1 protein-coding gene is annotated in these 243 nt (G+C 65.8%); it reads right to left on the bottom strand.

All coding sequences use genetic code 11. From position 1 onward, the window contains the following. Positions 1-243, bottom strand: a 243-nt coding sequence (locus E3W21_RS31980) for an Ig-like domain-containing protein (RefSeq protein ID WP_256661645.1), incomplete at both ends; no start/stop codon positions are given.

Genomic DNA, 243 nt, shown 5'->3' with positions numbered 1-243 from the left:
GCACATCGATGGTGATGGTGGTGGTGCTTTGGTCACCGTCGGCATCGCGCACGGTGTAGGTGAACACGTCGGTCGCCCCGGGACCGCTCACGGCGTTCGGGTTGCTGTGGTACACGGCGTTGCCGTTGGCGTCCAGCGTCAGGTAACCGTAGGTGCCATTGATCTGAGTGTTCAGGCCGCCAACGGCCGAGGTCGAGGTGTCTGAACCGGCACGTACGCCGACCACCGCCCCCCCTGCGGCGA

The organism is Pseudomonas sp. F01002 (assembly GCF_004402115.1).
In the GTDB taxonomy this organism is placed as follows: Bacteria; Pseudomonadota; Gammaproteobacteria; order Pseudomonadales; family Pseudomonadaceae; genus Aquipseudomonas; species Aquipseudomonas frigoris.
Note: the sequence above shows the minus strand (reverse complement) of the source record. Positions and strands in the feature narration are given on the sequence as shown.